The organism is Thermus tenuipuniceus (genome assembly GCF_002964845.1).
In the GTDB taxonomy this organism is placed as follows: domain Bacteria; phylum Deinococcota; class Deinococci; order Deinococcales; family Thermaceae; genus Thermus; species Thermus tenuipuniceus.
In genome coordinates, this window is record NZ_PRDA01000010.1 from 48,352 (window position 1) to 72,108 (window position 23,757).

The following is a 23,757-nucleotide window of genomic DNA, read 5'->3' on the forward strand; positions in this document are numbered from 1 at the left end:
TTATATACCAGTACCCCCTATGTCGTCTTCGCTCACCGGTTCCTCGGCCTCAGGAAGCCTGGGCCTGCGCACCCAGAGAAGCCGCGCCCCCAAGAGCCGGGTGATCTCCGCTAGGCGCCGGTTGGGATCCTCAGGGGGCCTAAGGGGTTCCTCCGCCGGGGTGTCTTGACCGGCGGGGTCCACCCCCCCTCGCCAGGGAGCCTCTGCGGAAGGTGGCCTTTCGGCTGGCTCGGGCAAGGCATCCCACGGCTCCTCCTCTCCTCCAGGAAAACCCCTGGCCTCCTGGACACCCCCTTCGGGCAGGGCCGGGGAAGCGGGCTCGGAGGCCCTGGGCTCTTCCGAACGCCCACGTTTTTCCCCGGGCAAAGGAAGGTTCCGGGAAGGGGGTCTAGGGTCTAGGCTTTTTTTTTCCAGGAGAAAGGCCACCTCCTCCACCCCGAAGTGGGCCCGCACCAGGGGGAGAAGGGTGGCCCTTTGCTCCTCAGCCCGCTTGTGGTGGAAGGCCTTGCTCTCGGGGAAGCGCAGCACCAAGCGCCCTCCTTCCAGGTCCGGCCGGGCCTCCCTGAGGAAAGCCCTCAGGGTGGGCTTCAGGGCCTCGAGGAACGCCCGCCACCTCCCGGCCAGGTCCCTTGGCATCTCCCCCGAAAGGTCTGCTTCCCTAACACCTGGCGGCACCAAGGGCTTGGTGGGATGGAACTCGGGCAGGTCTTCCTGGGAAGCCCCTTGCCTACGCAAATGGGCTGGCTTTCCAGGCAAAGCCGTCCCGGCCCGCACCCCTTCCCCGAAGGAGGGGCTGGCCGCGGGCTGAACCTCCCCGTTGCCCGGCTGGAACGAGGAGGCCGCCGGGAAAACCCTGGCCGCCTGCAACAAGGCTGCCTCCAGGGCCAGAAGGTCTGAGCGCTTGGCAAGGCGCTCCATGGCCTCGTCCAAGGCGGTGAGGGCTCCCAGTAAGGCTTCGGGAGGAGCCTCGAGGCCCTCCCCCGGCAGGCCGTGGGCGGCGTAGAGGGCCTCCCGGAGCACCTCCATGAGCCCTCCCACCAGGCTCCTTGGGGCGAAGCCCTTGGCGTAAAGCCCCCTGGCCTCCGAAAGCACCCCCTTGAGGTCTCCCCGGGCCAAGCCCCGGGCCAAGCGGGAAAGGGCCTCCCTTGGCGGAAGGCCCAAGGCCTCCTCCACCTGCTTTCGGGTCAAGGGACCTTCCAGGAGAAGCAGGCGGTCCAGGAGGCTTTCCGCATCCCTAAGCGCCCCGTCCGAAAGCCTTGCCACCAGGAGAAGGGCGTCTTCCTCCGCTTCCCTCCCCATCTCCCTGAGGATGCGCTGGAGCTTAAAGGCGATCTCCTCCTCCGTGAGGCGGCGGAAGCGGTAGTGTTGGGTGCGGGAAAGGATGGTGGGGGGCATCCTCTCGGGCTCGGTGGTGGCGAAGATGAAGAGCACGTGGGGCGGGGGCTCCTCCAAGGTCTTGAGGAGGGCATTGAAGGCGCTTTTGGAGAGCATATGGGCCTCATCCAGGATGAAGACCTTCCTGGGGGCGGAAAGGGGGGCGAGGAGGATCCTCTCCCTAAGTTCCCGCACGTCCTCCACCGAGTTGTTGCTGGCGGCGTCGATCTCCACCACATCGGGGTGGGCCCCCTTCTGCACCGCCTGGCAGTGGGCGCAAACCCCGCAAGGGCGCTCCACCCCCTGGCACCCCACGGCCATGGCCAGGAGCCGGGCGGTGGTGGTCTTCCCCACCCCCCGGGGGCCGGAAAAGAGGTAGGCCTGGGCGAGGCGTCCTTCCCGGACAGCCCGCATGAGGGGCTCCTTCACGTGCTCCTGGCCCACCAGCTCCTCAAAGGTGAGGGGGCGGACCCGGCGGTAAAGGGCGCTCACAAGGGCTAGTATAGGGCTTGGTGCGGAGCTTTCTCTCCCTCCACGTAGAGGCCCCGTTGGCAAGGGTGGTGGCCTGGACCCGGGAAAGAACCCTGGGGGCTGGGGTCTACCTGGTCCCAGACCCCCCCTGGGTGAGCCTGTACCATGAGGCCCTCGAGGCCCAGGAGGACCCCCAGGCCATCCGGGCCTTCCTGGAGGAGCTTTCCCAACTGGGAAGGGTCCTGGCCTTCCTGGTCCTGGCCGAGGAAGAGCTTCTCTTCCTTCTGGCCGAGGGGGGAAAGGTCCAGGCGGAGCTGGCCCAGGGAGCGGAGCTAGGGGAAAGGCTCATGGCCCCTTCGGAGCTGAGACCCCTGCTCGAGAAGGCCAGCCGCATGCCCCCCGTAAACGCAGTCCAGGCCCTGGCGGCCCATTTCGGCCTCCACCCCGACCACGCCGCCTTGGGCTTTTTGGACCTCCTGGAGGCCGAGGAGGAGGGGGACCTGCCCGAGGAGGTGATCTACCTTGAGTGAACCCTTGCTGGTGAAGGTGGGGGGAAGCCTAAGGGGTGCCGAAGCCCTGCTGGACGAACTCGCCAGCTACCCTGGCCCCCTGGTCCTGGTGCACGGGGGTGGGCCGGAGATCGGGGCCTGGCTTACCCGCCTGGGCTGGGAAAGCCGCTTTGAGGGAGGCCTGCGGGTAACGCCTCCCGAACACATGGAGGTGGTGGAGATGAGCCTGTGCCTCACGGGAAAGCGCCTGGCGGAGGGACTTTCCCGAAAGGGGAAAAGGGCCCTTTCCCTTTCCGGGCGGGATGCCCTCTGCCTAAGGGGGAAGGCCCTCCCCCACCTGGGCCGGGTGGGGGAGGTGGTGGGGGTGGAAGTGGGCTTGCTCCTGGACCTCCTGGAAAAGGGCTACACGCCCCTCCTCGCCCCTATCGCCCTGGACGAGGAAGGCCCCTTGAACGTGAACGCCGACACCGCCGCCGGGGCGGTGGCCGGGGCCTTGGGGTGGCCCGCCCTCTTCCTCACGGATGTGCCCGGTGTCTTAAGGGATCCCAAGGACCCCACCACCCGCTTCCCCCACCTCACGCCGAAGGAAGTGGACGACCTGAAGGCCCAGGGGATCCTCCAGGGGGGCATGATCCCCAAGGTGGAAGCTGCTTTAAGCGCCCTTAGGACAGGCGCCCCCTGGGCTGCCATCGCTCGAGGGGAAAGGGGGGTGGTGGCCGGGGTTTTGCAGGGGGAGAGGGGAACCCGGTTCACCCTTTAGCCAGAAGCTCCAAAAAGGCTAGGACGAACCCGGGCAGGTCCTTGGGCCCCTGGGCGGTGACCAGGTTGCCATCCACCACCACCCCCGTTTCCTGGTAAAGCCCCCCGGCGTTCTCCAGGTCGTCCCGGATGGAGGAAAACCCCGTGACCCGCCTGCCCCGCACCAGCCCGGCGCTGATGAGAACCCAGCCCGCATGGCAGATGGCCCCGAGGGGCCTTCCCCCTTCCGCCACCCGGCGCACCAGGGCCAGCACCTCAGGGCTTCTTCTCAGGTAATCGGGGGCGAAGCCTCCGGGGATGAGGAGGCCCGCCAGCTCCGGCGCCTCCCGGGCGCTTACCTCCGACTTCCAGGAAAAACCCGACTTGGCCCTGTACTCCCGGGCCTCAGGACCGATGACCATCGGAGTATACCCGGCCTCCTGCACCCGGTAGTACGGGTACAGGAACTCCCGCTCGTCAAAAAGGTCCGCCAGAAGAATCCCCACTCGCTTCACGCCACACCTCCAGGAACTCCTTAAGGATATTCCCCGTCACCCCCCAGATGTCCACCCCTCGCCAGGGAAAGTGCCAGACGGTGCGGCCATGGCGCACCTCGCTCCAGGGGGTGATTTGGAGAAGCTCCCTTACCGGAGCCAAGAAAACCTCGGCCACCTCGAGGGGATTGGGCCTTAGGAGAGGAAGATCCTCCCGGAAGACCACCACCGGCTGGACCAGGAAACCCTGGGGGGAAAGGGCGGGGGAAAGGAAGCCCAAGGGCTCCACCCCCAAAAGGCCCACCTCCTCCGCCGCCTCCCGCAGCGCCGCCTCCACCGGCGTCTCCCCCGGCTCCACCGCCCCCCCGGGAAAGCTCACCTGGCCCGCGTGGGTGGGCAGGTGGGGGCTCCTTAGGGTAAAGAGGAGGCTTTCCCCAAGAAGGGGCACGGCCACCGCCGCCAGGCGGAAGCCCTCCGGGAGGGCTAGCTCTCCCGGCAGGCCCTGAGGGAGCGCCTTCTTAAGGCGGTCTCGGGGTCCAGGCCCCTCTTCGCGAAAAGCCCCACCAGGTTCCAAAGCGCCTCCTCGAGGTCCCCTTTCTCCAGGGCCGCCCTCAGGCCCTCCTCGCTTCCCGGATCCACGCCCTTTCGCTGGAGTTCATAGGCCCGAAGCAGGGTGGGAAGGTGCTTGGGTAGCCCACAGGGCTCCTCCTCCTTCCCCTCCTCCGCCTTCAGTTCCTCCCAGCGGGCCTTCACCTCCTCCGGGGTCTTGGCCGTGCCCTCCCCAAACACATGGGGGTGGCGGCGGATGAGCTTTTCCACGATGCTTCTTTCCACGTCCTCGTAGGAGAACCGCCCCTCCTCCTCGGCGATGACGCTGTGAAAGGCCACCTGCAAAAGCACATCCCCAAGCTCCTCCGCCATCTCCTGGGAATCCCCCTTCAAAAGGGCATCCGCCGCCTCGCTGGCCTCCTCCAAAAGGTACGGGATGAGGCTTTCATGGGTCTGGGCCCGGTCCCAGGGGCAGCCCCCAGGGCCCCTGAGGCAGCGCATCACCTCAAGAAGCCGCTCCATGCCCCCCATTCTCCCTCAGGAGGAAGCCTCCCGCCAGGGAAAGGCCCACCAAGAGCAGGGAAAGGGGGTCTACCGGAGCCTGCTCCAGCACCCACCCCCCGGGCCCCGGGGCGGGTAGACCCGTGGTGCGGGTGAGGAGGAAAAGCCCCCCCATCACCCCCACCAGGTACCGCCCCAGGCGCCGCCAGCCCGGGCCTATGGGCACCTCCAGAAGGGGCAGGAGGAGCAAGGAGAGGCCGTAGCCCAGCTCGAAGGCCAACAGGCCCATGAAGAGAAGGGCGTACCAGAACCCCGGGGTCTGGAAGGCCAGGGCGGGGTTTTGCACCAGAAAAAGCTCCCCGCATAGCCCCCCGCCCAGGGGGGTCTTCCCGAAGCCCAGAAGCTGGAGGAAAAAGGGAAGGATGAGCAAAAAGGCCGCCAGACGGAGGCGCATGCCCTATGCTACCGGTCCCTGCGGGCAAAGACCAGGGCGCCCAGCAGGGCCAGGGCAAACCCCGAGAAGGCCAGGTAAAGGAGGCCCAGCCAAGGCCCCACCTCCCCAAGCCGCTCCGCCACCAGGTACCCTATGGGCCCGGTGAGCACCGGGGCCTTCAAGCTGGCCAGGAGCCCCACCCGGTGGATCTCCTGGGGGTTGAGAAGCAGGGCCAGGGTGAGGAGGCCCTCCAGGGGATAGTCCTTAAGGCGCACCGCCAGGGCCACCACCAGGGGTCCATAAAGGATGTTCAAGAGGCCGAAAAGGCCAAATCCCAGGCCCAGGGCCCGCTTTTCCTCCAGGGTCAAGGCGGAAAGCAGGGCGGCAAGGCCCACCCAGAAGGCCAGGAGGCCAAGGCCGGAAAGCAAAAGCCATAAGAGGGCCTTTCCGGAAAGGCCCAAGAGCCCTGCCCCCAAAAGAAGGCCAGGCATAAGGGGGAATCCTAACCCCAGAAAAACCCCCAAGACCCCTTGGCCAAAACCCGAGAAGGCCCTCACGGGAAGCCCAAGGAGGAAGGCCCACTCCTCCCTCGAGGCCAAAAGGGGAAGGGCCAGGGCCAGGACCAAGGGGGGAAGGAGGAGGAGCAGCCCCGAGTAGAGCCCCACCAAGCCCACCCCTTCCCCCCGGCCTAGGAAGCCGAGGGCCAAAAGGGAAGGGAGAAGGAAAAGGCCAAAGGACCAGGGGTTCCGGGATATCTCCTTGAAAAAGAAGGGGCTCATGGGGCCTTGGGAGGGGGAGGGAAAAAGTCAGTGGGCACCCAGGTACGCTTCTTCCCCTCCTTCAGGGCCTCCGCCCAGGTGAGCACCCGTCCCCCCGCCCGCTCGGGCCGCTCCTTGAGGTGGCGTTCCAAGGCCTCCTGGCTCCCGAAGGCCAAAAGCCCCGAGCCCATGGGGGTGCGGATCCGGGGGTTGTGATAGAGGAGGGCCTTTTCCGCCGCCACCCACTTGGGCGCGGTGCGGGAGCTTTCGGCGTAGTCCGCCAGGTAAACCTCCTTGGCGACGAGGCTTGGCCCACCCCAGCCGTTCAACTGGTCCAGGAGGCAGGCGGGGTCGTCGTAGAAGAAGGCCTTGCCCTGCGGGTTCACCGCCTGGGCCGCGTGGCGGGCGTCCAGGATGGTCATGAAGCAGTAGGGGCAGGCCTCCACCCCCACCCGCAACGGGCGGGGGGCGGCCAGGGCCCGGGCAAGGAACACCCCGGACGCCAACCCCGCTAGGAAGCGTCTACGGTCCATAGGGGAAAGTCTAATGGCCCCCGTGGTCCCCGCCCCCCAAGAGCCCCGCGTGCTGGGCCAGCAGGGCCACCAGGTTCATCTCCGGCAAGGGGGCCAGATCCCAAAGGGTCTGGAAGCTATAGAAGTTCTGGCGGCCGTGCTGGGCCTTGTTCCTCTCGGCAAACTCTTGGGCCGCCTTCGGGCTGGAAAAGGCCAAGAGCTTGGCGTTCATCACCACCATCATCCTCTCCCCCCAGTAGTAGGTAGCCTGGCGGGCGGGGATGAGGCGCACGCTCTCCTGGGGCCTCCCAGGGTCGTAGGCCCCCCGGTCGGTCACGTAGAAGGTGGCCCCTTCCCCGTCCTTGAGGCCGTGCACCCAGGCGTAGTTCACCATGCAGGCGATGCTCTCAAAGTGCAGGGCCTCCACCACCTGCTTGGGGTCGTGGGGGGCGGGCCGGGGCTTTTCAAAGGCGATCTGGGAATAGGTCTGCTCGAAGAAGCCCTTGGGGAAAGTACGCCCCCGCCACTGCCCCTCGGGGGTCTGGATGGGCATGCCGCAGAAGGCGCAAGCGCCATCCGCCCAGGGGATGGGCCTGGCGGGGATCACCGCGCCCGCGGAGGCGGTGGGGGCCGCCCCACCCATCGCCCCGTGCTGGGCCAGCACCGGGCCCGCCACCACCAAACCGCCCAAAACCTTCAGCACCTCACGCCGGTTCCTCATAGAGCACCTCCATCAGCCAGGGAACGCGCTCGTCCCTTAGGCCCAAAACCGCTTCGGGTGGGCCCTCTTCCAGGACCTCACCCCCCTTGAGGAGCACCAGGCGATCCGCCCGTCGGGCCTCCTCCACGTGGTGCAGGGCCAGGAGGACCACCCCCTCCCGCTTGGCCCCCACCCAGGCCCAGAAGCGCTCCCGCCCCTTGGGGTCCAAGGCGGCGGTGGGCTCGTCCAGAAGCCAGATGGGGGGGTCCCCCATGAGGGCTGCGGCCAGGGCCAGGCGCTGGCGCTGCCCTCCAGAAAGAACGGCCACAGGCCGGTGCAGAAAACCTTCCAAGCCCATGCGCCCCACCGCCTCCTCCAGGGCCTCTTTGCCCAAGCCCTTTACCCGCCTGGCTCCCTCCAGGACCTCGAGGGCCCTGAGATGGGGAAATAGCCTGGGAGCCTGGGGCAGGTAGGCCCTTAGGGGAAGAACCCTGGGATCCCGGGGGGCATGGGAGAAAAGCACCGCCTTGCCTCCATCCGGCTTGAGCCGCCCCGCCAAAAGGGCCAAAAGGGTGCTCTTCCCCGCCCCGTTGGGGCCCAGGAGGCCCACCACGCCCCCTTCCGCCCGGAGGCTCACCCCCCGGAGCCGCCCCTGCTTCCTCAAGCCCTCCACCGCCACCATAGGACACCTCCCAAAAGACCCAGGAACAGCCACCCCCCATGGGGAAGGGTTTCCCTGGCCAGGGGTTCCGCCTTGGGGTCGGCCAGGGCCACCAGCCTTAACCCCGGCACCTGGGCCTCCGCCGCCTCCCAGAGGAGCACCCCTGGGGAAAGGGCGAAGAGGGAAAGCTCCGGCTGGCGGGCCAGGAGGAGGGCGAAGGAGCCCGTGGGCAGGTGGGGCACGGGCAGGCCGCTGGCCCGGTCGTAGCGGTTGCCCACCACCCTGGCCTCGGCCTCGGGGTCATCCACCAGGAGGTCGTAGAGGTTCCCTTGAAACGCGTTCCCCTCCACCCGGGCGGAGTTCCCGCCCCGCTCCCGGGTGATGCGCAAGGCGGTGCCGTTTTCCCGGAAAAGGTTCCCCCTCACCCCGACCCCTGCCGCATCCATGAGCACCAGGCCGAGGGTGTTCCCGTGGAAACGATTCGCCTCCGCTACGCTTTCCCTCTCATCCTGGAGAAGAAGGCCATAGGCCACTGGGCTCGTGTGGGCCTCGAGGCGGTTCCCCCGCACCCGGTTCGCCGCCCCGTGCATCACCGCATTGCCGATGCCGTTTGCCCGGCTTTGGTTCCCCTCCACCCGCACCCCCCAGGAAAACATCACGTGGAAGCCGTAGCGCCCGTTCCCCTCCAGAAGGTTCCCTCGGATGACCATGTCCGGGCTGTACTCCACGTAGATGGCGTCCATGTAGCCAAGGAGGTGGCTTCCCTCCACCCGCACCCCAGGGCTCCCGTAGACCAAAACCCCGGGAGACTCCCCCAGGCCTTTGGCCCTCAAGCCCCGCACCACCGCCTTTGGGGAGTCCTCCATCCGCACCGCCGCGGGGGCTTCCTCCACCACCACATCCTCCAGCAGGCATCCCCCGCACCCCCGCAGGTAAATGGCGGCGTCGGGCTCAAAAAAATCCTCCTCAGGCCCCGCCCCCACCACCTTGAGCCCCCGCACCCGTATCCCCGGGGCCAGAAGGCTTAGGGTGTGACCCTCCTTTCCCCGGAGCACCGCCCCCTCCCCCTCCACCACCAGGCCCGGGATGGTGAGAACCAGGGGTCCCTCCACCTCCCCCCTCAGCTGAAGGACCGGTGCGGCCAGGGCCATGCCCAGGAAAAGAGGCCACCACCCCAAAGGGCGCATCACCCTAAGGGTAGGCCTGGGGAGCGGGACATTCGTACTCCCAGGAAATGTGCCCTAAACCACGGAGTACATTTGTCCCCCTCCCGATTGGTAAGGTAAACGCATGAGGTGGCTCCTGATCCTGCTGGGAAGCCTGGCCCTGGCCCAGCCCGTGGTCACCCCGGGCTGGGTCCGCCTGGTGCCCCCGGTGGTGAAGGACACCGCCGCCTACCTGACCCTGGAAAACCGGGGCAAGACCCCCTTGCGCCTGGTGGGAGCCGAAACGGAGGTGGCCGAGCGGGTTTCCTTCCACCAGGACCATAGGGAACACCGAGGAGGCCAGGTGGTCTTGGGCATGCGCCCCCTTCCCTACCTGGACATTCCCCCGGGAGGCCGGGTGGAGTTCCGCCCGGGTAAGTACCACCTCATGCTGGAAGGGCTTAAGCGCCCCCTGAAAGCAGGGGAGAAGGTGGCTTTGGTCCTGAGGTTCCAAGACGGCAGCAGGCTCAAGGTGATCCTGCCGGTGGAGATGCGATGAAAGGGAAACTCCTCTTGCCCGTACTCCTGGTCCTCGCCCTGGTGGGGGTGGCCTACCTCCTCCTGCCCAAGGGCTCCCACGCCTTCTACGGCACCCGGCTTCTGAATCCCAAGCCCGTGGACTTCACCCTCGAGGGGCCCCAGGGCCCGGTACAGCTTTCCCAGCTTAAGGACAAGCTGGTCCTCATCTTCTTCGGCTACGTCCACTGCCCCGACGTCTGCCCCACCACCATGCTGGCCCTGAAACGGGCCTATGAGAAGCTCTCCCCTAAGGAACAGGAAAGGGTCCAGGTGGTCTTCATCAGCGTGGACCCCGAGCGGGACACCCCGGAGATCGCCGACCAGTACGCCAAGGGCTTCCACCCCAGCTTCCTGGGCCTCACGGGAAGCCCTGAAACCATCCAGGAGGTGGCCCGGACCTTCGGGGTCTACTACCAGAAGACCCAGTACCGGGGCCCGGGGGAGTACCTGGTGGACCACACCGCCACCACCTTCGCGGTGAAGGAGGGAAAGCTGGTCCTCCTCTTCAGCCCGGACAAGGTGGAGGAAACCCCGCGGGTGGTTGACGACCTCAGGGCCTTGCTCTAAACTAGTGCCACCATGGATTTCAAAGGGCTTTTGCAGAAGGCCAAGGAAGCGGCCCAGTCGGCGGTGGAAGGGGCGGAGAAGCGGCTCCAAGAGCTCCGAGAGAAGCTGGACCAGGACAAGGACGGGAAGCCTGATGTGGTGGAAAAGGCCCTTCAGGAAGCCAAGAAGGCCCTGGAAGAGGCCAAGACCCGCCTGGCGGAGCTGGACCAGGACCAGGACGGAATCCCCGACAAGCTAAAGGACCTTGCGGAGAAAGCCGCCCAGGCCGCCGAGGCCGCCAAGGCCAAGGCGGAGGAAGCCGCCCGCCTCCTCAAGGAACGCCTGGGCAAGAGGGATTCCCAAGCCTGAGGAAGGAATCAACCCAGGGCCACATCCAGGGCCATCATGAGGGCGAAGCCCGTCATCACCCCGAAGGTGGAGATATCCCCGTTGCCCTCCGCCTGGCTTTCCGGGATGACCTCCTCCACGATCACAAAGACCATGGCCCCTGCCGCCAAGGCCATGAGGTAGGGCAACAGGTAGAGCATCTGCGTGACCAGAAGGGCTCCCAGAAGGGCTCCTAAGGGCTCCACGATGGCGGAAAGCTGCCCATAGAACCATGCCCGCCCCGGGCTGATGCCCGCCCGCCTTAGGGGCCAGGCCACCGCCAAACCCTCGGGCAGGTTTTGCAGGCCGATGCCCACCGCCAAGGCGATGGCCCCGCCCAGGGTGGCCGCCCCCGTGGGGTCAAGCCCCGCAGCCCCAAAGGCCACCCCTACCGCCAAGCCCTCGGGAAAGTTGTGGAGGGTGATGGCCAGGATCAGCAAGGTGGTGCGCCGCCACAGGGTGCGGATCCCTTCCTCCTGGGCCCCTGGAACCAGGTGAACATGGGGGAGAAACCGGTCCATTAGGCGCAAAAGGGCTCCTCCCAAGAGAAAGCCCACCACGGCGGGCACCCAGGGAACCATGCCCTGGGATGCGGCCATCTCCATGCCCGGAAGGAGGAGGGAGAAGACGCTGGCCGCCAGCATAACCCCCGCGGCAAAGCCCAGCATCCCATCCAGAAGCTTGCGGCTGGGCTCTTGCGCCAGGAACACGCTGGCCGCCCCCACCGCGGTAAGCCCCCAGGTGAAGAGTCCCCCTAGGAGGGCATAGAGGAAAACCGGGGTTTCCATGCCCCCCAGTTTAGGCATACCTAAACCTGAAGGCAAGCCTGGGTTGGAGTATCCTGAGGTAAGGTATGCTGGATAAGCTAGCACGGCTAGAGGAAGAGTACCGGGAGCTGGAAGCGCTCCTCGCCGATCCCGCGGTCCTCAAGGATCCCAAGCGCTACCAGGCCCTTTCCCGGCGCTATGCGGAGATGGGGGAGGTGATCGCCCTCATCCGGGAGTACCGGAAGGTCCTCGAGGACCTGGAAGGTGTGGAGGGCCTCCTGGAAGACCCCGAGCTGCGGGAGGTGGCCAAAGCCGAGAAAGAAGCCCTCCAGGCCCGCAAGGGGGAACTTGAGAAGGCGCTGGAGCGCCACCTCCTCCCCAAGGATCCCATGGACGAGCGGGACGCCATCGTGGAAATCCGCGCCGGCACCGGGGGCGAGGAGGCTGCCCTTTTCGCTCGGGACCTCCTGGAGATGTACCTGCGCTTCGCCGAGGAGATGGGGTTTGAGACCGAGATCCTGGACTCCCACCCCACGGACCTGGGAGGCTTCTCCAAGGTGGTCTTCGAGGTGCGAGGACCCGGGGCCTACGGCACCTTCAAGTACGAAAGCGGGGTTCACCGGGTGCAACGGGTACCGGCCACGGAAACCCAGGGGCGGATCCACACCTCCACGGCCACGGTGGCGGTGCTGCCCAAGGCGGAGGAGTCCGACTTTCAGCTCAACATGGACGAGATCCGCATCGACGTCATGCGGGCCTCGGGGCCTGGGGGCCAGGGGGTGAACACCACGGACAGCGCGGTGCGGGTGGTGCACCTGCCCACGGGCATCATGGTCACCTGCCAGGACTCCCGCAGCCAGATCAAGAACCGGGAAAAGGCCCTGATGATCCTGAGAAGCCGCCTTCTAGAGATGAAGCGAGCGGAGGAGGCGGAAAAGCTCCGAAAGACCCGCCTGGCCCAGATCGGCACCGGGGAGCGTTCCGAGAAGATCCGCACCTACAACTTCCCCCAGTCCCGGGTCACGGACCACCGCATCGGCTTCACCACCCATGACCTCGAGGGCATCCTCTCGGGGCACCTTCAGCCCCTCCTGGAAGCCCTCAAACGGGCCGACCAGGAACGGCAGCTGGAGGCCTTGACGGAAGCGTGATGCGCCGCGAGATCCTGGTGGTGGCGGCCATCCTGTTGGACCGCCAGGGCCGGGTCCTCCTGGTGGGGAACGACTGGGGCAGGCGGGGTATGGTGCGCTACACCCTTCCTGGGGGCACCGTGGAACCCGGGGAAACCGTTCTGGAAGCCCTGGTGCGGGAGGTGCGGGAGGAAACCGGCCTGAAGGTGAAGGCCATTGAGCACCTGGCCTACGCCATCCAGGTGGAGGACCGCCGCAAGAACGAGCGCACCCTGGCCATGGCCTTCAGAGCCAGCTACGAGGGGCTTTTGAACCCCCGCGACCCCGACGGCCACATCGTGGAGGCCCGCTTCTTCACCCCGGAGGAGGTAGCAGCCAGGCTTTCCGGCCACCGCCCTCTCCTGGAACCCCTGCTGGACTACCTGGGGGGGGAGCGGGGCCGGTTTTACGCCTACACCGGCTGGAGCCAGCCGGGAACACGGGTCTAACGCCACCCCACCCTGGCTTCGCCAGAGGGGGAACCCCAGCGAAGCCCTTGCCTAAGTACCCCCTCGTGGCTTGCGCCACGACGGGGACCCCAAAAGGCCATGGGCACGCTGTGTCCACCCTTGCTGATGAAGCAACCTTCCTGCGTGAGCGCTTAGGCCATCTGGGGATGGAGCGGGAAAGGGCATAACCCAGGATTAAGGACCCAGTTTCCGCTTCAGGTAGGCGGTGAGCTCCTCTATGGCCTTGCGCAGGGCCCGCTGTTCCTCCGCCAGGGCCTCGAGGGGGTCCTTGGCTCCCTCCGACGCGGAAAGGGTCTTGAAGAGGAGGGTAGGGTTGCCGCACCGGGGGCAGACGAGGCCCGCGGGGCGGACCGAGGGAGCGTAGAAGACCCGGGTGCGGCACCGGGGGCACAAGAGGTACTTGACCCCCGAGGCCTCCCCCTTGCGCACCGCCTCCTCCAACTCCAAGGCCTCCTCCCGGGAGAAGCCCAGGAAGAAGTCCTCCCCCACCTGAACGGACCCCGGATCCTCCCGGGTGGGTTTGAGCTCCCCCTGCCCCCCCTCAGGGGTTTCCCAGGTAAACCCGTTCCAGCGGAAGTGGCGAAGGTGCTTTCTCCCTTCCAGATCCTCAATCTCCACGATGAGCTGAAGGACAGGATCCCTGGGATAGTAGTAGAAACGCACCGCCCGCACCCCGGAAAGGCCCTTGCTGCGGGGCAGGGTATAGGCCAAAGGACCCTCCCCCTTGGCGGGGTAGCCCACCAAGCGCTCCAGGTCGTAGAGGGTGAGGCCGGGGCGCTCCATATCCCCGAATAGGAGGCTTTCCACGTAGCGGAAGGCAGCCGCCAGGTCGGAGCCTTGCCCCTGACCGAAGCCGGGGTCCATAGGACCAGTTTATCCCCAAAAACAGGTGGGGAGACCCGAGCCATTCAGGGGAGGGGCCTCTTCCCGGGAGGCTTTCCTTCAAGGACACCCCATAATGGAGGCATGGTCTTGCTCTTCACCCCCCTGGAACTCCGTGGCCTCCGGCTGAAAAACCGCCTGGCCATGTCCCCCATGTGCCAGTACTCTGCCACCTTGGAGGGAGAGGTAACCGACTGGCACCTCCTCCACTACCCCACGCGGGCCCTCGGAGGCGTGGGGTTCATCCTGGTGGAGGCCACCGCCGTAGAACCTTTGGGCCGTATCAGCTCCTATGACCTTGGCATCTGGTCGGAGGATCACCTTCCGGGCCTGAGGGAGCTGGCCCGAAGAATCCGGGAGGCAGGAGCGGTGCCGGGCATCCAGCTGGCCCACGCGGGGCGCAAGGCGGGGACCGCCAGGCCCTGGGAAGGAGGGAAGCCCTTGGGCTGGCGGGTGGTGGGGCCCAGCCCCCTGCCCTTCGCCGAGGGCTACCCGGTACCCGAACCCCTGGACGAAGCGGGGATGGAGCGCATCCTCCAGGCCTTCGTGGAAGGAGCCAGACGGGCCCTTAGGGCAGGCTTTCAGGTGATCGAGCTCCACATGGCCCACGGCTACCTCCTTTCCTCCTTCCTCTCCCCTCTCTCCAACCAGCGCACCGACGCCTACGGGGGAAGCCTGGAAAACCGCATGCGCTTTCCCCTCCAGGTGGCCCAGGCGGTGCGGGAAGTGGTACCCAAGGAGCTTCCCCTTTTCGTGCGGGTCTCCGCCACGGACTGGGGGGAAGGGGGATGGAGCCTCGAGGACACCCTGGCCTTCGCCCAAAGGCTTAAGGAGCTGGGGGTGGACCTTTTGGACTGCTCCTCGGGCGGGGTGGTGCCCAGGGTGCGGATCCCCTTGGCCCCGGGCTTTCAGGTGCCCTTCGCCGACGCCGTGCGCAAGAGGGTGGGCCTGCGAACGGGAGCCGTGGGCCTCATCACCACCCCCGAACAGGCGGAAACCCTCCTGCAGGCGGGAAGCGCCGATCTGGTGCTTCTGGGCCGGGTTCTCCTCAGGGACCCCTACTTCCCCCTAAGGGCCGCCAAAGCCTTGGGCGTGGCCCCGGAGGTGCCCCCCCAGTACCAAAGGGGGTTTTAGCGCTACCCCAACCTGGCAGGGCCAGGTTGGGGGCCCCGGCCAATTCCTAACGCGGCAGCCCAAACCGCTTAGGGACAGGGTAAGGGCGGGGCGGTGAAGGAGCCGGCGCACCTCCCGCCTGAGGGTCTCGGCAAAGCGGGGGCTTCTTTCGGACAGGGCCTGCCACTCGGCCAGGGTATAGACCAAGGCCTCCGCAGGCACGGGAAGCTCCTCCAGGGGCAGGCTTAGGGCCCGTTGCCAAAGAGGATTCCACCACCAAAAGGAGATCCGGGTCGCTCCCCACCCCGTGGTCACCCCGGGCGTAGGAACCGAAGCAGCCCAGGGCCAGGAGGCCGGGGATAGGGTGGCGGACCATCCAAAAGGGCACCTTCCACTTCTTCCCGGCTAAGTACCCCGTCGTGGCTTGCGCCACGACGGGGACCCCAAAAAGGCCATGGGCACGCTGTATCCACCCTTGCCGATGAAGCAACCTTCCTGCGTGAGCACTTAGGGCATCTGAGCACGGCAGAACTCAAGGATTTCACGGGCATAGCGCACCGCCTCCTGGCTTTGCAAGGGGCCATAGTGCTCCGCAGAGGGTCCCTCGGGAAAAGCATCGGGGTATCGGGTGGGTATGTAGAGCCCATCCAGGTAGCGGGCCTTTTCCACCGGGTCTTGAGGAACCTCCAAGGGCAACTCCTTGAGAAGCCGGGCCACCACATGCCCCCAAGCCTCCTGGTCCAGGTGGAGGTGGGGGGCTTTCACCGCCTTCGCAAGGTAGCCTTACGGACTGACCTGCGGCCTGCTGGGCGGCAAAACAGGCCCACTCGTGCCGGCCTTCCGGGCGATCCCAGCCATCTCCAGGTCCCTTTCCACCTGGAGAAGCCAGTCCTTAGCCCGATTCACCCCTCCGGTTTACCGTAGACTGTTCCCCATGAAGGCCGTACGGGTGCATGAGACAGGCGGGCCGGAGGCCCTGGCCCTCGAGGACCTCCCCATCCCCGAGCCAGGGCCAGGGGAGGTTTTGGTGAGGTTGTTGGCCATCGGGGTCAACTACATCGACACCTACAAGCGGAAGGGCCTTTACCCCATGCCCCTTCCCTTCACCTTAGGGGAGGAAGGAGCCGGGGTGGTGGAGAAGGTGGGGGAAGGGGTGGTGGGGGTGCGCCCTGGGGACCGGGTGGCCTTCGCCAACGTTCAGGGCGCCTACGCCCAGTACCAGGTGGTGCCCGCGGAGAGGCTCGTACCCGTGCCCGCAGGGCTGGATCCTAAGCTGGCGGCAGCGAGCCTCCTGCAGGGCATGACCGTCCACTACCTTCTGAAGAGCACCTACCCCGTCCGCCCTGGGGATCAGGTCCTGGTCCATGCGGGGGCCGGGGGGGTGGGGCTTCTCCTCATCCAGTGGGCCAAGCGCCTGGGGGCCACGGTCTACGCCACCGCCAGCACCGAGGAGAAGCGGGCCCTTTGCCTCGAGGCGGGGGCGGACTACGCCCTGCCCTACGAGGGCTTCGCCCAGGCGGTGAAGGCCCTTTCCGGAGGCGGGGTGGACGTGGTCTATGACGGGGTGGGGCAGAGCACCTTTGAGGGAAGCCTCGAGGCCTTAAGGCCCAGGGGCTATCTGGTCCTCTTCGGCCAGTCCTCGGGGCCCGTGCCCCCATTTGACCCCCAGGTCCTGAACCGGAAAGGAAGCCTCTTCCTTACCCGCCCCACCCTGCACCATTACACCGCCACCCGCAAAGAACTCCTCTTTCGGGCGGGGGAGGTCTTTGAGGCCATCCGGGAAGGGTGGCTACGGGTGCGCATCGGGGCGGAGCTCCCCTTGGAAAGGGCCAGGGAGGCCCACGAGGCCCTAGAGGGGCGGAAGACCACGGGCAAGGTCCTCCTCATCCCCTAGGTACCGGGCCTTCCAGGACCTGAGCCCCCTTTCCGGAAGGTAGGCTCCCCGCACGGTGCAGGCCAGGGCGGATAGGGCGACGGCGCCCCCCAGGATCTCCTTTAGGTCTGGCAAAGACAGGTGGGGAAGATTCCCCTTACCGTAGCCCTTTCGGAGAAGAAGGGCCAGGAGCCCCGCGGTGAAGGCATCTCCTGCCCCCACGGTATCCTTCACCCTCACCGCCTTTCCGGGGAGGCGCACCGCCTCTTCCCTCAGGAAGGCCACCGTCCCTTCCCGGCCCAGGGTGAGGACCTTTAGGGGTACATCCAAGGCCTTCACCGCCCCCACGGGGTCCTTAGGAAAAAGAAGCTTGGCGTCTTCCAGGGAAAGCTTCAACAGGTCTATCCGGTCCAGGTAGGCTCTTATCCGTTTCCTTTCCTTGGGGGTAGGGGAACGCCGGAGGTTGGGGTCGTAGGAGACCAAGGCTCCCTCCTCCCCCGCTTCCTGCAAAAGGAGGCTCAAGCCTTCCTCCACGCGATCCTCGAGGGCAAGGAGGGAGCCGAAGTGGAACACCTTGGCTCCCCGGAGGCTTTCGGGTCCTGGGCGGTAGGGCAGGCCAAAGGGGCGGTGGAAGCTATACTCCCCATTTCCCTCCGCATCCAGGCGCACCAAGGCCAGGGGCATGGGGGCGGGATGGCGAAAAAGCCTGAGCTCGAGGCCCCGCCTTCTCATCTCCTCCTCGCTCCAGGCGGAAACCCAGTCCTCTCCCACCTCGGAAAGGAAGCGCACGGGAAACCCCAACCGGGCCAGGGTGGTGGCGGCGTTGAGCGCCGAGCCCCCAAGGACCCCCCTGAAGCGCAGGGGGTCTTGGCCTTCCTGAATGAGGTCCACCAGGACCTCCCCCAAAAGGGCCAGCATGGCTCCATTATGCCTGTCACTTTCTTTACATTCCTCCGGGGTTTGGATGGTATAATTCGCCCGAACCTGGGCAGCGGTCTGTGGTCTTCCTGGCAATGGGTGTCTTTCCCTTTGGCCCAAAAGGAGGTAAAGGATGCTCGGTGGATATGCCCATAAGCTCGCCCGTATTAACCTCTCGACAGGCCAGGTGGAGTACTTCGCCCCCGACCCCAAGGACCTGGAGATGTACGTGGGGGGCCGGGGGCTTGGGGTGAAGTACGTGTTTGAAAACGGGCCGAAGGTGGACCCCTTTAGCCCCGACAACCTCCTTTGCATCATGAACGGCCCCCTCTCCGGTACCCGGGCCAAGATGTCGGGGCGCCTGGCGGTGGTCACCAAAAGCCCCCTCACGGGCACGGTCACGGACAGCCACATGGGGGGCTGGACCGCGGCCAAGCTGAAGTGGGCGGGGTTTGACGGCCTCCTCATCCGGGGGGCCTCGGACAAACCCGTTTACCTGCTGGTGAAGGATGGGGAGGTCTCCATCCACGATGCCTCGGACCTATGGGGCAAGACCACCCACGAGGTCCACCGCATCCTGCGGGAACGCCACGGGGAGGATGCCGACGTGATGGCCATCGGTCCCGCCGGGGAGAACCTGGTCCGCTTCGCCAACTGGATCAACAACGACGAGCGCGCTGCCGGCCGAGGGGGCACCGGGGCGGTGGCGGGGAGCAAGAAGCTCAAGGCCATCGTGGTGGTGGGCAAGCAGGAGAACATGCCCCAGCCCAAGGACCCTGAGCTCTGGCGAGAAGCGGACCGCCTGGCCTCGGCCACCATCAACGACCCCAAGAACGTGACCGCCCCCAAGAAGGGTGGGCTTTCCCTCTACGGTACCAACGTGCTCATGAACATCACCAACGTGATGGGAGCCCTGCCCACCTTCAACGCCCAGCATACCTGCATTGATGGGGCGGAGAAGATCTCCGGGGAGTACATCCGCGAGCACCGCCTCATCAAGGACAACACCTGCCACGCCTGCCCCGTGGCCTGCAAGAAGATGGTGGAGGTCCACATCAACGGCAAGGCCATCCGCTTTGAATCCTACGAGTACGAGTCCGCCTGGGCCTTGGGGGCCCACTCCGGCCACACGGACACCGACTGGACCGGGTACGCCATCTACCTCTGCAACGCCTACGGCATGGACACCATCGAGACGGGCAACGCCATCGCCGTCCTCATGGAGGCCACGGAGAAGGGCTACTACCAGGGCCCCGACGGGATCCGCTTCGGGGACAAGGAGGGGGAGGCCCGCCTCATTGAAGCCATCGCCTTGCGTAAGGGGGTAGGGGATGGCCTGGCGGAGGGCCCAGCCCGCTGGGCCAAGTCCATCGGCCACCCGGAGATCGCCCTCGAGGTCAAGGGCCAGTCCATCCCCGCCTACGACCCCCGGGGCCTCAAGGGCATGGGCATCGCCTACGCCACCTCCAACCGGGGGGCCTGCCACCTTCGGGCCTACACCCCCGCCTCGGAGATCCTGGGCGTGCCCTACAAGACCGACCCCCTGGCCTGGGAGGGGAAGGGCAAGCTCACCAAGCTCTTCCAGGACCTCTCCGCCTTTACCGACTCCTTGGACCTCTGCAAGTTCAGCCAGTTCGCCGAGGGTCCCGAGGAGTACGCCAAGCAGCTTTCCGCCTACTGGGGCCGGCCTGTGACCCCCGAGGAGATCCTCCTCATCGGGGAACGCATCTACAACCTGGAGCGCTACTACAATAACCTGGCGGGCTGGGCGGAAGGCTCCGACTACCTGCCCGAGCGCTTCCTCAAGGAACCCTCCGACTGCGCGGGCTCCAAGGGCCAGCTCACGGAGCTGGACCTGATGTTGCAGGAATACTACCAGGAGCGGGGTTGGGATAAGGGGGTGGTGCCCCCGGCCAAGCTCCAGGCCTTGGGCATCCTGTCCGCTGCCGCGGACGACTAGGGAGCACCCCCAGGAGACCCGGGTCCTCGCCCCCGGGTCTCCTTTACACTTTTCCTATGCCTAAGGTGAACCTGTACGCCACCTTCCGGGACCTGGTGGGCAAGGGCCAGGTCCAGGTAGAGGGAAGGACGGTTGGGGAGGTTTTGGAGGCCCTGATTAAGGCCTACCCGGCCCTGAGGGAGGAGCTCTTTGAAGGCGAGGACCTAGCCGAGCGGGTCTCGGTTTTCCTGGAGGGCCGGGACGTGCGTTACCTAAACGGGCTTGCCACCCCCCTGACGGAGGAAGCCACCTTGGACCTCTTCCCCCCAGTGGCAGGCGGAACCTTTGCCCAGCGCTTCGGAGCCTTGCCCGCCTGGCTCTTGGAAAGGTACCTCAGGGAATGGGGCGGGAGGAAGCTGGAGGAGGGAGTCTACGCCCTCCCCGGGGCCCGGGTGCGCTTCGCCGAGGTAGAACCCTTAAGGGTGGGAAGCCTTTCCCTCCCCCAGATCGAGGTGGCGGTGGAAGGGGAGGCGGCGGAGGCCTGGTTCGGCCGCCTCCACCTGGCGGCAGCCCGGGGGGGCGGTTAAGGAAGCAACCGCCCCTCCAAAAAGGCCTGGCTCCTTGAGTCCTTTGGGCTTTGGAAAAACCGGTCCACAGGAGCCTCCTCCACCACCTGGCCCTGGAAGAGGAAGACCACCCTATGGGCTAGCCTGCGCACCTGGAAGAGGTCGTGGGTGGCCAGGACCACCCCCCGGCCTCCCCTGGCCGCCTCCTGGAGCAAGGCCTCCACCTTCAGGGTGTTGGCGGGGTCCAGGCTGGCGGTGGGCTCGTCCAGTAGCAGGGCCGCAGGCTCCACCAGAAGCGTCCTGGCCAGGGCCAGGCGCACCGCCTCTCCCCCGGAGAGGAGATGGGCGGGCTGACGGGCCTTGCCCTCCAAACCCACCCGTTTCAGGAGCCCGTCAGCCCGGGCCAGGGCCTGGCGCCGGGGCACCCCCCGGAGCAACAGGCCAAAGGCAGCGTTTTCCAGGACGCTACGCCGAAGAAGGGGTGGGGTCTGGGGCAGATAGGCGCGGAACCCCCCTTCCACCTGGCCCTCCTCCGGGGACAGGAGGCCGGCAAGGAGGCGGAGAAGAGTGGTCTTGCCGCTTCCCGAAGGCCCCAGCACCGCCAGGATCTCCCCGGGGTGCACCTCGAGGCGGGGAACCTCGAGGCGAAAATCCCCGTAGCGGTGGACCAACCCCTGGGCCCTCAAAACCGTACTCATTCCCGCTCCAGGATAACCAGCAGGGCGGTGACCAAGAGGGCCACCCCCAGGAGAATGAATCCTAAGGCCAAGGCGCTTTCCAGCTCCCCCTTTCGGGTTTCCACCACGATGGCCGTGGTGAGGACCCGGGTGTGGTGGCGGATATCCCCGCCCACCAAGGTGGCCGCCCCCACCTCGCTGATGGCCCCGCCGAAGCCGGCGGCCAAGGCAGCGGCCAGGGTGCGGCGGCTTTCCCAGAACAGGGTGGGAAGCACCTGGCCCTCCTTGCCCCCCAGGCTCCTCACCAAAAGCCGCACCTCTTCCACCCTACCCCTGGCCCCCGAAAGCACGAAGGCGGCGATGAGGGGAAAGGCCAAGACCGCCTCCGCCAGCACCATGGCATAGGGAGTATAGAGGAGGCCCAAGGATCCCAAAAGTCCCGAGCGGGAAAGGAGGAGGTAGAAGAAAAGCCCCACCACCACGGAAGGGAGGGCAAGGCCGGCGTAGAGGAGAATCCGCCCGAAAATCCCCCCACCCCCCTTCAAGGCCAGCCAAAGCCCCAAGGGCACGGCGGGAAAAGCCGCCACCAAGGTGGCAAGCCCCGCCACCCAGAGGCTGCGCAAGGAGATCTCCAAAAGCTCAGCGGCCTCCACCCCTGGGGATGATACACCGCCCCCTCAAGGCCTTAAAGAGCGGGGTCCCCTCCACCCGCAAACCCTCCACCAACCGGGCCGCCTCCTCCGTAACCAGGAAGCGGCGCAGGGCCTCCGCCTCACTGACCTTCGCCCCCTGAGGCACCAGGTAGTAGGTGTACTGGTTCAGGAGAAGGGGATCCTCCCGTTGATAAAGGGCCTCCAGGCCCCGTTTGCGGCCCACGGTGAGGTAGGTGGCCAGGTCGGAGAGGGTATAGGCCCCCTTCTCCACCGCCAGAACCAGCGTCTGGCCCATGCCCGCCCCCGACTCCAGGTACCAGCCTCCTTGGGGGGTGAGGCCTGCCTTCCGCCAGAGCTCCAGCTCCTTCAGGTGGGTGCCCGAGCGATCCCCCCGGGACACGAAGGGAGCCTGGGCCCGGGCAATCCGCCGCAAGGCCTCCAGGACATCCCCCGCCTCCCGGACCCGGGCAGGATCCCTTTTTGGCCCCACCAGAAGGAAGCTATTCTGGGCCAGGCAGAAGGGCTGGGCAACGATACCGCGCTTCAAGGCTTCCCCCTCGAGGTCCGGGGCATGGACCAAGACCGCATCCACATCCTTACGCTCGGCCAGCCGCAAGGCCTGCCCTGTGCCCACGGCCAAAACCTCCACCCGAACCCCCGTGGCCCTCTCAAAGGCTGGCAAAAGCCGGTCCAAAAGCCCCGAGTCGTAGACGCTGGTGGTGGTGGCCAGCCTAAGCCCCAAGGCGGGAACCGAAGCCAGGGCAACCACCAGGAGGGCCAGGACAAAGCGCATAGCCCCAGTTTAGCCTTAAGGCGTGGAAGCCTTGGGCGAGGCCTGGCATCTTTTTCTAGAGGGTCAATACTTTGAAGCCCACGAGGTCCTAGAGGAAGCCTGGCGGGAGGCGCAAGGAGAGAAGCGGCGCTTTTTGCAGGGGCTCATCCTCCTGGCGGCGGCCCTGCACCAGGCCAAGGCCGGGCGAGGGGGCCTGAGGAACTTGAAAAAGGCGGAAGGGAAACTCCTGGGCTTCCCCTCCCCCTACCTTGGCCTGGACTGGCGGCCCCTCCTTGAGGAAGCCCGGCGTAGACTTGGGGCGTGAACGCCTTCGTCCACGCTTACCGCGGCGAACAGGTGGAAAACCGGCACCGGGTTTCCCTGGCCATCCACGGGCAGGAAGGCCTACTGGCCTATGCGGGAAACCCCGGGTTATGGGCCTACATGCGCTCCTCGGCCAAGCCTTTCCAAGCCCTGGCCCTCTTCCTCACGGGAGCGGTGGAGCGGTTTGGCCTCACGGAGGAGGAAGTGGCCTTGGCCACCGCCAGCCACGACGGCACCCCAAAGCACGTGGCCGTGGCCGCCCGCTTTCTGGAGAAGCTGGGCCTCGGCCCCGAACACCTGGCCTGCGGGATCCACCCCCCCTTCTCCCGGGAGGCCCGGCGGGCCTTGGAGGAGGCCGGTCTAAGCCCCACCCCCCTCCACCACAACTGCTCGGGGAAGCACGCGGGCATGCTGGCCGCCGCTCTGGCCCTGGGAGCTCCGGTGGAGGGGTACGAGCGGCCAGACCATCCGGTGCAGCTCCTGAACCGCAAAACCCTGAGCGAGCTTTCCGGGACCCAGCCCACCCATGCCACCGACGGCTGCAGCGTGCCCACCTTCGCCCTGCCCCTCGCCCGCGCCGCCCGGGCCTTCTACCTCCTAGCCCGCCCAGAGGAGGCCCCCGAAGCCTACCGGGAACCCCTCCTCCGGGTGCGCCAGGCCATGCGCCGCCACCCGGAACTGGTGGCGGGGCCGGGAAGCATCGACACCCTTCTCATGGAGCGGCTTCCCCTGGTGGCCAAGCGGGGAGCGGACGGGTACTACGGCCTGGCCCTCTCGGAAAGCCCCCAGGGGGCCTTGGGGGTGGCCCTGAAGGTGGAGGATGGCTCCTCCCAGGCCCGGGAAGTGGCGGTGGTGGCCCTCTTGCGCCTCCTGGGGCTGGACCCCGGCCCCACCCCCTGGGACCGACCGGAGGTGCGGAACCACCGGGGGCTTGTGGTGGGCCACCTCGAGGCCCAGCTGGAACCCACCTGGGTGTAAAGGCCAAGGGAACCCTCCGGCTGGTTCCTCCTTCCCCTGCCCTTCCACCACACCCTCACTAGGCCAAGGGGGGCATGGGATCCCTCATCCCCGGACCACCCCAGATGGCAAGAAAGGCTGCATATTCGGAATAGAGCATCCCAGGACGCCCTTCCCTGGGGTGCTCCTGGCATTGCCCCCTTTCCCGCCATAGCTCCGCCAAGGGGGCCGCAGAAGCCAGAAAACGAGCCCTTCTTCTGAGCTCCCCCTTTGAGTTCAGACAAAATGGGGCTGTATGAGGAGCTTGCCGTTTGGACCGG

At 66.6% G+C, this 23,757-nt stretch carries 31 protein-coding genes; 13 read left to right on the top strand and 18 right to left on the bottom strand.

The window, feature by feature from the left end; all coding sequences use genetic code 11:
* On the bottom strand, positions 1 to 1,866 hold the full coding sequence (gene dnaX, locus C2847_RS07415; protein ID WP_105317796.1) for a DNA polymerase III subunit gamma/tau: 1,866 nt from the start codon (positions 1,864 to 1,866) through the stop codon (positions 1 to 3).
* A 17-nt stretch (positions 1,867 to 1,883) separates the two neighbouring features.
* Here dnaX and C2847_RS07420 point away from each other — a divergent pair, with 17 nt between their 5' ends.
* Positions 1,884 to 2,375, top strand: a complete 492-nt coding sequence (locus C2847_RS07420; RefSeq protein WP_105317797.1) for a hypothetical protein — start codon at positions 1,884 to 1,886, stop codon at positions 2,373 to 2,375.
* Entirely contained in the window at positions 2,368 to 3,114 is a 747-nt protein-coding gene (gene argB, locus C2847_RS07425) for an acetylglutamate kinase (protein WP_105317798.1), read from the top strand. Before C2847_RS07420 ends, argB begins: the two co-directional genes overlap by 8 nt.
* Here argB and C2847_RS07430 read toward each other — a convergent pair.
* The 9 genes from C2847_RS07430 to C2847_RS07470 are packed head-to-tail and all read right to left on the bottom strand — an operon-like array spanning position 3,104 to position 8,887.
* Positions 3,104 to 3,607 (bottom strand): type 1 glutamine amidotransferase domain-containing protein, encoded by a 504-nt coding sequence (locus tag C2847_RS07430; RefSeq protein WP_105317799.1) that lies wholly within the window; start codon positions 3,605 to 3,607, stop codon positions 3,104 to 3,106. The genes argB and C2847_RS07430 overlap by 11 nt on opposite strands.
* Complete coding sequence (locus tag C2847_RS07435) at positions 3,570 to 4,040, bottom strand: NUDIX hydrolase (RefSeq protein WP_105317800.1); 471 nt, start codon at positions 4,038 to 4,040, stop codon at positions 3,570 to 3,572. Before C2847_RS07435 ends, C2847_RS07430 begins: the two co-directional genes overlap by 38 nt.
* 29 nt (positions 4,041 to 4,069) lie before the next feature.
* A complete protein-coding gene (locus C2847_RS07440) occupies positions 4,070 to 4,666 on the bottom strand; it encodes a MazG family protein (RefSeq protein WP_105317801.1) in 597 nt (198 codons plus the stop codon).
* Positions 4,641 to 5,090, bottom strand: coding sequence for a hypothetical protein (locus C2847_RS07445; protein WP_105317802.1), 450 nt, complete (start codon positions 5,088 to 5,090; stop codon positions 4,641 to 4,643). The genes C2847_RS07440 and C2847_RS07445 overlap by 26 nt, the downstream gene beginning before the upstream one ends.
* A gap of 8 nt (positions 5,091 to 5,098) precedes the next feature.
* Positions 5,099 to 5,848, bottom strand: a complete 750-nt coding sequence (locus tag C2847_RS07450) for a hypothetical protein (RefSeq protein WP_105317803.1) — start codon at positions 5,846 to 5,848, stop codon at positions 5,099 to 5,101.
* Positions 5,845 to 6,360, bottom strand: a complete 516-nt coding sequence (locus C2847_RS07455; protein WP_105317804.1) for a nitrous oxide reductase accessory protein NosL — start codon at positions 6,358 to 6,360, stop codon at positions 5,845 to 5,847. The genes C2847_RS07450 and C2847_RS07455 overlap by 4 nt, the downstream gene beginning before the upstream one ends.
* Before the next feature lie 10 nt (positions 6,361 to 6,370).
* Positions 6,371 to 7,060 (bottom strand): nitrous oxide reductase accessory protein NosL, encoded by a 690-nt coding sequence (locus C2847_RS07460; protein ID WP_105317805.1) that lies wholly within the window; start codon positions 7,058 to 7,060, stop codon positions 6,371 to 6,373.
* Complete coding sequence (locus C2847_RS07465) at positions 7,044 to 7,721, bottom strand: ABC transporter ATP-binding protein (protein WP_105317806.1); 678 nt, start codon at positions 7,719 to 7,721, stop codon at positions 7,044 to 7,046. Before C2847_RS07465 ends, C2847_RS07460 begins: the two co-directional genes overlap by 17 nt.
* Positions 7,700 to 8,887 carry a NosD domain-containing protein gene (locus tag C2847_RS07470; RefSeq protein ID WP_105317807.1) on the bottom strand — a complete coding sequence of 396 codons (1,188 nt, stop codon included), beginning with the start codon at positions 8,885 to 8,887 and terminating at the stop codon, positions 7,700 to 7,702. Before C2847_RS07470 ends, C2847_RS07465 begins: the two co-directional genes overlap by 22 nt.
* Before the next feature lie 103 nt (positions 8,888 to 8,990).
* Here C2847_RS07470 and C2847_RS07475 point away from each other — a divergent pair, with 103 nt between their 5' ends.
* Genes C2847_RS07475 through C2847_RS07485 form a run of 3 tightly spaced genes read left to right on the top strand, consistent with a single transcriptional unit; the run spans position 8,991 to position 10,339 of the window.
* Complete coding sequence (locus C2847_RS07475; RefSeq protein ID WP_105317808.1) at positions 8,991 to 9,404, top strand: copper chaperone PCu(A)C; 414 nt, start codon at positions 8,991 to 8,993, stop codon at positions 9,402 to 9,404.
* Complete coding sequence (locus C2847_RS07480) at positions 9,401 to 9,991, top strand: SCO family protein (RefSeq protein WP_105317809.1); 591 nt, start codon at positions 9,401 to 9,403, stop codon at positions 9,989 to 9,991. The genes C2847_RS07475 and C2847_RS07480 overlap by 4 nt, the downstream gene beginning before the upstream one ends.
* A gap of 12 nt (positions 9,992 to 10,003) precedes the next feature.
* Positions 10,004 to 10,339: a dolichyl-phosphate-mannose-protein mannosyltransferase gene (locus tag C2847_RS07485; protein ID WP_105317810.1), complete on the top strand. Its 336-nt coding sequence runs from the start codon at positions 10,004 to 10,006 to the stop codon at positions 10,337 to 10,339.
* An 8-nt stretch (positions 10,340 to 10,347) separates the two neighbouring features.
* On the opposite strand, the gene C2847_RS07490 is transcribed toward C2847_RS07485, so the two are convergent.
* The gene (locus tag C2847_RS07490) at positions 10,348 to 11,145 is read right to left on the bottom strand and encodes a ZIP family metal transporter (protein WP_105317811.1); all 798 of its coding nucleotides are present in this window, start codon (positions 11,143 to 11,145) and stop codon (positions 10,348 to 10,350) included.
* A gap of 65 nt (positions 11,146 to 11,210) precedes the next feature.
* Here C2847_RS07490 and prfA point away from each other — a divergent pair, with 65 nt between their 5' ends.
* Together prfA and C2847_RS07500 are read left to right on the top strand one after the other, a co-directional pair.
* The gene (prfA, locus tag C2847_RS07495) at positions 11,211 to 12,275 is read left to right on the top strand and encodes a peptide chain release factor 1 (RefSeq protein WP_105317812.1); all 1,065 of its coding nucleotides are present in this window, start codon (positions 11,211 to 11,213) and stop codon (positions 12,273 to 12,275) included.
* Entirely contained in the window at positions 12,275 to 12,742 is a 468-nt protein-coding gene (locus tag C2847_RS07500; protein ID WP_105317813.1) for an NUDIX hydrolase, read from the top strand. Before prfA ends, C2847_RS07500 begins: the two co-directional genes overlap by 1 nt.
* A gap of 195 nt (positions 12,743 to 12,937) precedes the next feature.
* Here C2847_RS07500 and C2847_RS07505 read toward each other — a convergent pair whose 3' ends face one another.
* Positions 12,938 to 13,627, bottom strand: a complete 690-nt coding sequence (locus tag C2847_RS07505) for a zinc ribbon domain-containing protein (protein WP_105317814.1) — start codon at positions 13,625 to 13,627, stop codon at positions 12,938 to 12,940.
* Between the two features lie 102 nt (positions 13,628 to 13,729).
* Here C2847_RS07505 and C2847_RS07510 point away from each other — a divergent pair, with 102 nt between their 5' ends.
* Positions 13,730 to 14,779, top strand: a complete 1,050-nt coding sequence (locus C2847_RS07510) for an NADH:flavin oxidoreductase/NADH oxidase (protein ID WP_105317815.1) — start codon at positions 13,730 to 13,732, stop codon at positions 14,777 to 14,779.
* A gap of 46 nt (positions 14,780 to 14,825) precedes the next feature.
* On the opposite strand, the gene C2847_RS07515 is transcribed toward C2847_RS07510, so the two are convergent.
* Together C2847_RS07515 and C2847_RS13040 are read right to left on the bottom strand one after the other, a co-directional pair.
* Positions 14,826 to 15,134, bottom strand: a complete 309-nt coding sequence (locus C2847_RS07515) for a nucleotidyltransferase domain-containing protein (protein ID WP_425275083.1) — start codon at positions 15,132 to 15,134, stop codon at positions 14,826 to 14,828.
* A gap of 131 nt (positions 15,135 to 15,265) precedes the next feature.
* On the bottom strand, positions 15,266 to 15,523 hold the full coding sequence (locus C2847_RS13040; protein WP_425275082.1) for a HEPN domain-containing protein: 258 nt from the start codon (positions 15,521 to 15,523) through the stop codon (positions 15,266 to 15,268).
* Positions 15,524 to 15,692: 169 nt separating this feature from the next.
* Between C2847_RS13040 and C2847_RS07525 the strand changes: the two genes are divergently transcribed.
* Positions 15,693 to 16,652, top strand: coding sequence for a quinone oxidoreductase family protein (locus tag C2847_RS07525; RefSeq protein WP_105317816.1), 960 nt, complete (start codon positions 15,693 to 15,695; stop codon positions 16,650 to 16,652).
* On the opposite strand, the gene C2847_RS07530 is transcribed toward C2847_RS07525, so the two are convergent.
* Positions 16,608 to 17,549 carry a carbohydrate kinase family protein gene (locus C2847_RS07530; protein WP_105317817.1) on the bottom strand — a complete coding sequence of 314 codons (942 nt, stop codon included), beginning with the start codon at positions 17,547 to 17,549 and terminating at the stop codon, positions 16,608 to 16,610. The two genes, C2847_RS07525 and C2847_RS07530, sit on opposite strands and share 45 nt — an antisense overlap.
* Positions 17,550 to 17,682: 133 nt before the next feature.
* On the opposite strand from C2847_RS07530, the gene C2847_RS07535 reads away from it, so the two are divergent.
* Both C2847_RS07535 and C2847_RS07540 read left to right on the top strand, forming a co-directional pair.
* Positions 17,683 to 19,509 (top strand): aldehyde ferredoxin oxidoreductase family protein, encoded by a 1,827-nt coding sequence (locus tag C2847_RS07535; RefSeq protein WP_105317818.1) that lies wholly within the window; start codon positions 17,683 to 17,685, stop codon positions 19,507 to 19,509.
* Between the two features lie 56 nt (positions 19,510 to 19,565).
* A complete protein-coding gene (locus C2847_RS07540; RefSeq protein ID WP_105317819.1) occupies positions 19,566 to 20,075 on the top strand; it encodes a ubiquitin-like small modifier protein 1 in 510 nt (169 codons plus the stop codon).
* On the opposite strand, the gene C2847_RS07545 is transcribed toward C2847_RS07540, so the two are convergent.
* Genes C2847_RS07545 through C2847_RS07555 form a run of 3 tightly spaced genes read right to left on the bottom strand, consistent with a single transcriptional unit; the run spans position 20,072 to position 22,177 of the window.
* On the bottom strand, positions 20,072 to 20,752 hold the full coding sequence (locus C2847_RS07545; RefSeq protein ID WP_105317820.1) for an ATP-binding cassette domain-containing protein: 681 nt from the start codon (positions 20,750 to 20,752) through the stop codon (positions 20,072 to 20,074). The two genes, C2847_RS07540 and C2847_RS07545, sit on opposite strands and share 4 nt — an antisense overlap.
* The gene (locus tag C2847_RS07550) at positions 20,749 to 21,384 is read right to left on the bottom strand and encodes an ABC transporter permease (RefSeq protein WP_105317821.1); all 636 of its coding nucleotides are present in this window, start codon (positions 21,382 to 21,384) and stop codon (positions 20,749 to 20,751) included. The genes C2847_RS07545 and C2847_RS07550 overlap by 4 nt, the downstream gene beginning before the upstream one ends.
* Positions 21,371 to 22,177 (bottom strand): ABC transporter substrate-binding protein, encoded by an 807-nt coding sequence (locus C2847_RS07555; RefSeq protein ID WP_105317822.1) that lies wholly within the window; start codon positions 22,175 to 22,177, stop codon positions 21,371 to 21,373. Before C2847_RS07555 ends, C2847_RS07550 begins: the two co-directional genes overlap by 14 nt.
* Before the next feature lie 22 nt (positions 22,178 to 22,199).
* Here C2847_RS07555 and C2847_RS07560 point away from each other — a divergent pair, with 22 nt between their 5' ends.
* On the top strand, positions 22,200 to 22,481 hold the full coding sequence (locus C2847_RS07560; protein ID WP_105317823.1) for a DUF309 domain-containing protein: 282 nt from the start codon (positions 22,200 to 22,202) through the stop codon (positions 22,479 to 22,481).
* Positions 22,478 to 23,458, top strand: coding sequence for an asparaginase (locus C2847_RS07565; RefSeq protein ID WP_105317824.1), 981 nt, complete (start codon positions 22,478 to 22,480; stop codon positions 23,456 to 23,458). The genes C2847_RS07560 and C2847_RS07565 overlap by 4 nt, the downstream gene beginning before the upstream one ends.
* Positions 23,459 to 23,757 lie beyond the last annotated feature (299 nt).